General features: G+C 73.7%; 8 protein-coding genes, 1 tRNA gene and 2 rRNA genes. 5 read left to right on the top strand and 6 right to left on the bottom strand.

From position 1 onward, the window contains the following. Both G6R13_RS05010 and rrf read left to right on the top strand, forming a co-directional pair. Positions 1 to 214: ribosomal RNA gene (locus G6R13_RS05010) — 23S ribosomal RNA — on the top strand; the annotation flags it as partial. A gap of 192 nt (positions 215 to 406) precedes the next feature. Beyond that, positions 407 to 523: ribosomal RNA gene (gene rrf, locus G6R13_RS05005) — 5S ribosomal RNA — on the top strand. Positions 524 to 650: 127 nt separating this feature from the next. Here the strand turns inward: rrf and G6R13_RS05000 are convergent. After that, entirely contained in the window at positions 651 to 1,079 is a 429-nt protein-coding gene (locus tag G6R13_RS05000; RefSeq protein WP_036315952.1) for a hypothetical protein, read from the bottom strand. 131 nt (positions 1,080 to 1,210) lie between these two features. Here G6R13_RS05000 and G6R13_RS04995 point away from each other — a divergent pair. Further along, positions 1,211 to 1,287, top strand: a tRNA-Pro gene (locus tag G6R13_RS04995). Between the two features lie 65 nt (positions 1,288 to 1,352). Here the strand turns inward: G6R13_RS04995 and G6R13_RS04990 are convergent. The 5 genes from G6R13_RS04990 to G6R13_RS04970 all read right to left on the bottom strand — a co-directional run bounded on the left by G6R13_RS04990 (position 1,353) and on the right by G6R13_RS04970 (position 5,618). Next, complete coding sequence (locus G6R13_RS04990) at positions 1,353 to 1,715, bottom strand: GNAT family N-acetyltransferase (protein WP_163721142.1); 363 nt, start codon at positions 1,713 to 1,715, stop codon at positions 1,353 to 1,355. Between the two features lie 58 nt (positions 1,716 to 1,773). Continuing rightward, positions 1,774 to 2,271 (bottom strand): carboxymuconolactone decarboxylase family protein, encoded by a 498-nt coding sequence (locus G6R13_RS04985; protein ID WP_010079436.1) that lies wholly within the window; start codon positions 2,269 to 2,271, stop codon positions 1,774 to 1,776. A gap of 92 nt (positions 2,272 to 2,363) precedes the next feature. Further along, positions 2,364 to 3,923 (bottom strand): DUF5129 domain-containing protein, encoded by a 1,560-nt coding sequence (locus G6R13_RS04980; protein WP_158530777.1) that lies wholly within the window; start codon positions 3,921 to 3,923, stop codon positions 2,364 to 2,366. Between the two features lie 62 nt (positions 3,924 to 3,985). After that, complete coding sequence (locus G6R13_RS04975) at positions 3,986 to 4,729, bottom strand: NAD(P)-binding domain-containing protein (protein WP_113913958.1); 744 nt, start codon at positions 4,727 to 4,729, stop codon at positions 3,986 to 3,988. Further along, on the bottom strand, positions 4,716 to 5,618 hold the full coding sequence (locus G6R13_RS04970; protein ID WP_002855103.1) for a fumarylacetoacetate hydrolase family protein: 903 nt from the start codon (positions 5,616 to 5,618) through the stop codon (positions 4,716 to 4,718). The genes G6R13_RS04975 and G6R13_RS04970 overlap by 14 nt, the downstream gene beginning before the upstream one ends. Positions 5,619 to 5,683: 65 nt before the next feature. Between G6R13_RS04970 and G6R13_RS04965 the strand changes: the two genes are divergently transcribed. Then, positions 5,684 to 6,727 (top strand): aldo/keto reductase, encoded by a 1,044-nt coding sequence (locus G6R13_RS04965; RefSeq protein WP_113913959.1) that lies wholly within the window; start codon positions 5,684 to 5,686, stop codon positions 6,725 to 6,727. Positions 6,728 to 6,763: 36 nt separating this feature from the next. Beyond that, on the top strand, positions 6,764 to 7,249 hold the full coding sequence (locus G6R13_RS04960; protein WP_069941864.1) for a hypothetical protein: 486 nt from the start codon (positions 6,764 to 6,766) through the stop codon (positions 7,247 to 7,249). The last annotated feature ends 48 nt before the right edge of the window (positions 7,250 to 7,297 follow it).

The raw sequence follows: 7,297 nt of genomic DNA, 5'->3' as shown, positions 1-7,297 counted from the left end.
GTTGTACCGCCAGGTGCATGGCTGATTAGCTACGTTCGGGATGGATAACCGCTGAAAGCATCTAAGCGGGAAGCCGGCTTCGAGATGAGATTTCCTTGCCCCTTTGAGGGTGTGAGGCCCCCAGCTAGAACACTGGGTTGATAGGCTGGATGTGGAAGCGAGGACTGAAGACTCGTGAAGCTGACCAGTACTAATAGGCCGATGACTTACACACACTCTTATCCTATTGCTTGCTTCAAGGTGATGGGTTGGTGTTCGCGTCCACTGTGCGGTTGTCTGATTGCAACCGGCTGTCTGCTTGTTGGTGGGTGGTTGGGGTGTTTTGAGTTGAATAGTGTCACTGTTGTGTGACCCGTAGGTTTCCCTGCTGTTGCCCGTGTTGAGGGTGGTGGTGTGGGGTTAGGGTTACGGCGGTCATAGCGTGGGGGAAACGCCCGGTTCCATTCCGAACCCGGAAGCTAAGGCCCACAGCGCCGATGGTACTGCAGCCGGGAGGTTGTGGGAGAGTAGGTCGCCGCCGGACATTCTTTGAGGGAGGGCCTCGCACTGTTGGTGCGAGGCCCTTCCCGCATTCCCGGGAGGATTCACCGGGCGGCCCCGTGCGATCTGCACGGGGCTTTCTGCGTTCCGGGTGCATTCACCCGCGGCGCTCAGAGCTCCTCGCCGGCCCGCAGTCGTGCCGTGAGCGCGCGGGTGAGTCGGCGGCGCAGCCGGCCGTGCTCCGTGCCCTGCTCCCGAAGGCGCGCGTGCACGGCGTCGGCATGGGCCGGCTTCTCCGAGTCGGGGAGTGCGAGGAAGTCGCGCAGCAGCGGCTCCAAGCGCCCGGTGAGGGCGAGCACGAGCTCCTGGGTCTCCACGGGCCGTGTGCGCTGCAGGCGAGTCCAGGCTGGCGCGTACTCGGCGGCGTGCTCGACCATCTCCCACGCGAGGGCCCAGCTGTCCGGGCGCAGTCGGTGCCGCTCCGCGCGCAACAGCTGTCGCAGGGCGGCCACGGCCTCCTCGAGCTCGGCGGCGGCCGGGGCGCCGTCGTCGTCGGGGGAGGGGCTCGCGGAGGAACGCGGGAACGGCCACCAGCTCATGCCGGCCTCTCTCGGATTCGCGGGGTGCGCAGAGGTCTCACGCGTGAGATTCTGCCCCGCATCTCGGTTTGGCGGCACCCGGTGTGGCTGGTATAGTCGCTCTCTGTTGGATTCAGGTCTGAGACCTCCAACGGGGTGTGGCGCAGCTTGGTAGCGCGCGTCGTTCGGGACGACGAGGCCGCAGGTTCAAATCCTGTCACCCCGACCAGAAAGAGCCCCCGCCGGATCGGCGGGGGCTCTTCTCGTCTCCGGGTGCTCACCGGGTGCGGTGCGTCAGTCCTGGCGGGACTCCAGGAACTGGAGACGCTCGGGGCGCGCCGGGTCCACTTCGCCGGCCACGTCGTCGTGTTCGTCCACCCAGTCCTTCACGTACGGGCAGACGGGGACGACCCGGCGGCCCGCGGCCACGGTGTCCTTCAGCGCCTCGCGCACGAGGGTCGAGGCCAGGCCCCGGCCCTCGTACTCGTGGTCGACCTTGGTGTGCGGGAAGATCCGCTGGGCCGGGCCGTCGGCGGTGTCGTCGTCGATCGCCGTCGTGAAGCCGGCCACCGTGCCCGCGCCGTCGATGACGATCTCGTACCTCTCCGCGTTCTTGCGGACCTGCGGGTGCTCCAGGCTGGGGGTCTGCTCGGTCATGGTCGGTCCTCTCGTTCCTGGGTGGACCCCGCCGCCGGGCCGGCGACGGGGAAGGGGGTCAGTCGTCCCGGCGCCGCACGGGGTGATGGGACAGGATCGAGATGCGGTTCGTCAGGTTCATCACCATCGCGACCCACTGCACGGCCGCGTACTGGGCGTCCGTGAGCACAGCGGCCGTGGAGGCCTGCACGTAGTTCAGCTGCTCCTGCTCGGGGAGGTCCGTGACCGCCTCGGCGAGCTCGAGCGCGGCGCGTTCCTGCTCCGAGTACACGGCCCCGGCCTCACGCCACGCCGGCAGCAGTCCCAGGCGCTGCACGCTCAGACCGGCGTCGGCGCCCTGGCGGGTGTGCCGGTCCAGGCAGAACCCGCAGCCGTTGAGCTGGGAGACCCGGAGGTTCACGAGCTCCACGAGCTGCCGGTCCAGCCCGGCCTGCTCGGCGGCGGCGCGCGCCGCCGAGGCCAGCGGCCCGACCGCGTGCCATGCCTCGGGCACGGCCTTGTCGAGGAAGAACGCGAGGGGGTCCTGGCGGGGTGCGGGGGTGTCAGCGGCGGTCATGGTCCTTCACTGTCTCGCAGAACGGGGCGGTGGGCCAGGGACCGGGTGCCCGGCCCGGACGAGCTTCCGGCTCAGATCCGGCCCCGATCGGCTCAGAATCGGCCGGACGAGCCCGCCCCGGAGAACGAGCCGCCCGAGGATCCGTAGCCGGTCCCGGAGGAGCTGGACTGCGCCTGGCGATGGTCCTGGACGGACCGCTCGCCGGCCTGGCGGCCCGTGGTGAAGGCCACCACCGTCCAGTAGGCATCCGCCGGCAGCGCGGAGTCCAGGATCGAGCCGCGCGCGGACCGGACCGGGCCACGGTGCGTGCGCAGCTCGTCGCGCAGCAGCTCACGCTCGGCCTCGTCCTTGCCGAACGCCGCCACCTCGGCGTCGGCGAGGGCGGAGACGAGACCGGTCAGGCGACGCCGCAGCGCGTCCAGCTCGTCCAACGCCGCGGCCGGGGTCAGGCGCTCGTCCTGCAGGTCCGCACCCAGCGCCTCGAGCCGGTCCTGGGCCTCGGTGCGGAAGGACTCCAGCGCGGCGACCGCGGACCGGACGGCTCCGGCGGAGCCGACGGAGGAGGCCAGCGTGCCGACGGCGTCCAGGTCGGCCCGCAGCGGGGCGGTCTGCTGGTCCCACGCCGCCGGCCACCCCGGGTGGCGGTTGAAGAAGGTGTTCGCCGCGGCCACGGCGTCGTCGAGGCGGTCGAGCTCACGGGCGCGGTCCCGGACGTCCTCCGCGGCCCGGGCATGCTCCGTGCGATGCAGGCTGCGCTCCGGCAGGGCCTCGAGGCGGTCCAGCTCCGCCGACGCGTCGAGCGCCTGGCGCCGGAAGGTGCGGAAGCGCTCCATCAGCGCGGCCGCGTGGGGCGAGTCCTCGGGCACCGTGGACGCGTTCACCTCGGTGGCGTCCATCTCCAGGGTCACGGAGGTCAGGTGGGTGCGGGCCTCGGCCAGCAGGTCGGCCGTCCGGCGGCGGCGACGCCGTCGGCTCGCGAGTGCCGCGGCCGCGGCGCCGCCGCCCGCCACACCGACGATCCCCGCGCCGAACCACAGCTCGGGAGCCTGCCACCAGGGGCGTCCGATCAGCTCGGCGGCGGCGTCCGTCACATCCACGACCGTGTCCGTCCACCGGGCCGCACGGGCCGCCTCGTGTCCGGCCTCGCGCACCTCCCGCAGCCGGTCCGTGCTGAGCATCCGGTCCTCGCCCACGTACACCCCGATCAACCGGTTGTCCGGGTCGAGCGCCACGATCACGAGGTCGTCGGCCCATTTCTGGCCGTCCGCGCTGATCCAGTCCGGGTGCTCGGCGCGAGCCCGCTCGAGCACCCGCCCGTTGAACGCCTGAGACGCGCGGTCGTCGTCCAGCGCGGACAGGTCCGGGCCGCGCTCGGTGACCACGGCGACGCGGGTCGGCTCCCGGAACTCGATCCCCGCCAGGTCTCGGCGCAGCTGGGCGGGGTCGATCACGCCCGCGTCATCCACGAGCTCCACCTGGTCCCAGGCCACGGCGTGGGCCTGCGGCGCGGCGGCGACGACGGCGCCCGTCACCCCCGCCGTGACCGGCAGGGCGACGACGGTGGCGGACGCCGCCGGCCCGGTGAGGGCGGCGGCGGACAGGGCGACCGCGGTGAGCGTGCGGCGGGCGCTGCGGTGCGTCGGACGGGTCACGGGGGCCTCCTGGACGGGTCGGCGGTCCCGCCCAGCGTAGGCACCGCGGCCGGTGGCGCGCCTCAGCCGGTGGGCGCGTCGGCGAGCAGCGCGGCGAGCCGGCCGGCGTCGTGCGCGGTGCCGAACCCCGCCGCCCCCGGCTCGAGGACCCCGGCCCGGTCGAGGCCCGTGTAGGGGACCGCGTCGAAGCCCATCGCGGTGACGAGGGCGATCACCGTGTCGCGCGCGGCGGCGACCGCGGCCGGGTCGGCCGCCGCGTCGGTCGGCTCGGTGCCCACCGCGAGGGCGCGGCGCGGGGCCGTGGCGCGCCCGGCGTCCTCCAGGTCGTGATGCGAGATCTCCGAGAACGCGCGCACGACGGGCACGCGCAGCCCTGCGGCGGCCCAGCGCGCGGCGATCCGGACGGAGCCGGGCGCGCCGTCGTCGTCGTCGAGCCACGCCGGGACGGGCTCGCCCGGCCACGTGTTGGTCAGGTCCACCACGGCGCGCGTGGCCGGCCCGGCGAGGGCGAGCGGGTCGACGTCGTCGAGCGCCTCGCGCGGCACGGCCACGACGACGAGCTCCGCCTCCGCCGCCAGGTCCTCGGCCGACACGGCGACGGCCTCGGGCGCGTAGATCGTCAGGTGACGCTGGACCGCCGCGGGGCGCCGCGTGCCCGCGACCATCACCCGTGGGGCGGCCGTGCCCGGGGAGAGGCGGGGGATGCGCGCGATCGCCCGTGCCAGCGCGGTGCCCGCCCGCCCCGCACCGAGGATGCCGACGACGCGGGGCAGGGCGTCCGCCGGCGCCGCCTCAGACGAGCTCATTGCGCTGGCGTCCCAGCCCGGTGATCTCCACCTCGACGACGTCGTCGGGACGCAGCCACGGGCGGCGGCCCTCGGCGTCCCGGCGGGCCAGGGCGACCCCCGCGGGCGTGCCGGTCAGGATCAGGTCACCCGGGTTCAGGGTGATCAGCTGCGAGGCGTAGGAGACCAGCTCGGCGGGGGAGAAGACGACGTCGGCGACCCTGTCCTCCTGACGCAGCTCGCCGTTGACGTGCGTGAGGACGCGCGCGTCCGCCGGGAACTCGTCCGGGGTGACCAGCCACGGGCCCACGGGCGTCGAGGCCTCCCACACCTTGCCCTGCAGCCACTCGGAGGTGCGGCCCTGGAAGCCGCGCATGGAGATGTCGTTGGCCACCGCGTAGCCCGCGATGTGCTCCGGGGCGTCCTCGACGGCGATGCGCCGGCCCGGCTCACCGACCACGATGCACAGCTCGCCCTCGTAGTCGACCCGGTGGTCCTCCTCGGGGACCTCGATCGGGTCCAGCGCACCCGTGAGGGACTGCGGGAACTTCGCGAACAGCGTCGGATGCTCAGGGCGCTCCAGGCCCGTCTCGTCGATGTGGTTCGTGTAGTTCAGGCCCACGCAGAACACCTTGGTGGGGAAGGGGACGAGCGTGTCGTAGACGAGGCCGGAGGTGTCCAGCAGGAGGGACCGGTCGGCCTGCGCCGCGCGGAGGGCGCCCTCCACCATCTCCCGCTGCTCCTCCGGCGTGGCGGTGAGGTACTCGCCGACGTCGCGACAGTCCGGCAGGGCGACGGCACGCACGGCGACCTCGGGGTCCTCGGGGTGCACGGAGGTGATGACCGCGGCGAACGTGGCGCCGGGGTAGGCCGCGTCGGAGTCGGGCTGGCGGAACGTGGCGAGCTTCATGGACCCATCCCATCACACGGCGGCAGGTCCGGACCCGGGGCGGGCGGACGTGAGACGGTGAGGCCATGAGCACAGCCTCCACGCATCCGCCGCTCGACCTCGACCCGACCCCGGCCACCCCGATCGTCCTCGGGACCATGGCCTGGGGGTCCGTTCCCCCGCCGCCCCCGGACGCCGATCCGGGGGCGGGGCCGGAGGGGCCCGCGGGCGAAGCGCAGGCCGAGGCGGCCGTGGAGCGTGCCCGCCGCGCCCTGCGCGCCGGGATCGAGGCCGGCGTCGACCTGCTGGACACCGCGGACATCTACGGGGCCGGCCGCTCCGAGGAGACCGTCGGCCGGCTGCTGCACGAGCTGCCCTACGAGGAGCGCTCCGCCCTGAAGGTGCAGACCAAGTGCGGGATCGTCCTGCACGAGACGGACCCGGCCGGGCGGCGTCTGACCCGCTACGACTCCTCGCCCGAGCACGTGCGCGCCTCGCTGGAGGGCTCGCTGGCCCGCCTCGGCGAGCAGCGCGTGGACACCCTGATCATCCACCGGCCCGACGTCCTCACGCCCGTGGCCGACACCGTGCGCGCCTTCCTCGACGCGCGGGAGGCGGGCCTGGTCGGCAAGCTCGGCCTCTCCAACCTCGGCGTGGGCCGCGTCCTCGAGTTCCAGCGCGAGCTCGAGAGCCAGGCGGCGGACGGGACCGGGCTGGCGTGCGTCCAGGTCGAGCTCGGCCTGCACCACCGCACCCTCGTGGAGGCGGCCGTGCTCGCCAACCACCCGGACGCCCCCGCGGACGCCGACGCCGGGCGCCTCGGCCCGGTGTGCGCCGCCGAGGGGATCGAGCTGCAGGCCTGGGGTCCGCTGGGGCAGGGTCGGTTCAGCTCCGGCGACGACGGCGCGGCCGGCGTCGTCGGCGAGGTCGCGGCGGAGCTGGGCGTCAGCCGGGAGGCCGTGGTGCTCGCCTGGCTGCTGCGCCTGCCGTGGGGCGTGCGGCCCGTGATCGGCACCCAGGACCCGGAGCGCGTCGCCGCGTGCGCCGAGGCGGCCTCCGTGGCCGAGGCGATGGACTCCGCGCAGTGGCACCGCCTGTGGACCGCGGCGCGCGGTACCGGCCTGCCCTGAGCGGCCCGCGGACGTGAGGGATGTCACACTGGGGGCATGACCTTCGCGCCCGTCAACCTCTTCACCCCCTGGCTCGCCTACTGGGCGGCCGCCCTCGCGCTCGTCGTCGGCGGCATCCTGCTGGCCGCCGGGATCTGGCGCGAGCGCCGGCACCGGCGGCACGCTGACGAGCACGGACGCAACACCGAGGTGGACGTCCTGGACAACACCCGGCTGCAGCGCCGGGTGGGGGCCGTGATGCTGGCGGTCGCGGCCGTGCTGGCCGGCGTGGGTGTGGGGACGCACCTGGCGGGGCTGGACACGCTGCGTCAGAACCTGACGGCCAAGTACGGCTACACCTCGATCGAGCGCATCCGCCAGTCCGGCACGGGGTTCATCATCGACCTCACCCAGCCGGACGGGACCGTCCTGCGGGACGAGATGGTCCTGGTCGACCCCTCGGGCGAGCCCTTCGTCGGCGAGGACATCTTCCACAACCCGCCGGAGAAGTACGAGGACCTGCCGCTGCGTCCGGCCCCGTGACCGCGCCCGCCGCCGTCCGTCGGGCCTGATGCCGCGTCGGGGGCCTCT

It is taken from the genome of Micrococcus sp. Alg238-R198 (genome assembly GCF_900537135.1).
Classification (GTDB): Bacteria; Actinomycetota; Actinomycetes; order Actinomycetales; family Micrococcaceae; genus Micrococcus; species Micrococcus luteus.
The sequence above is the reverse complement of the archived record's forward strand: the minus strand, read 5'-3'. Positions and strand labels throughout refer to the sequence as shown.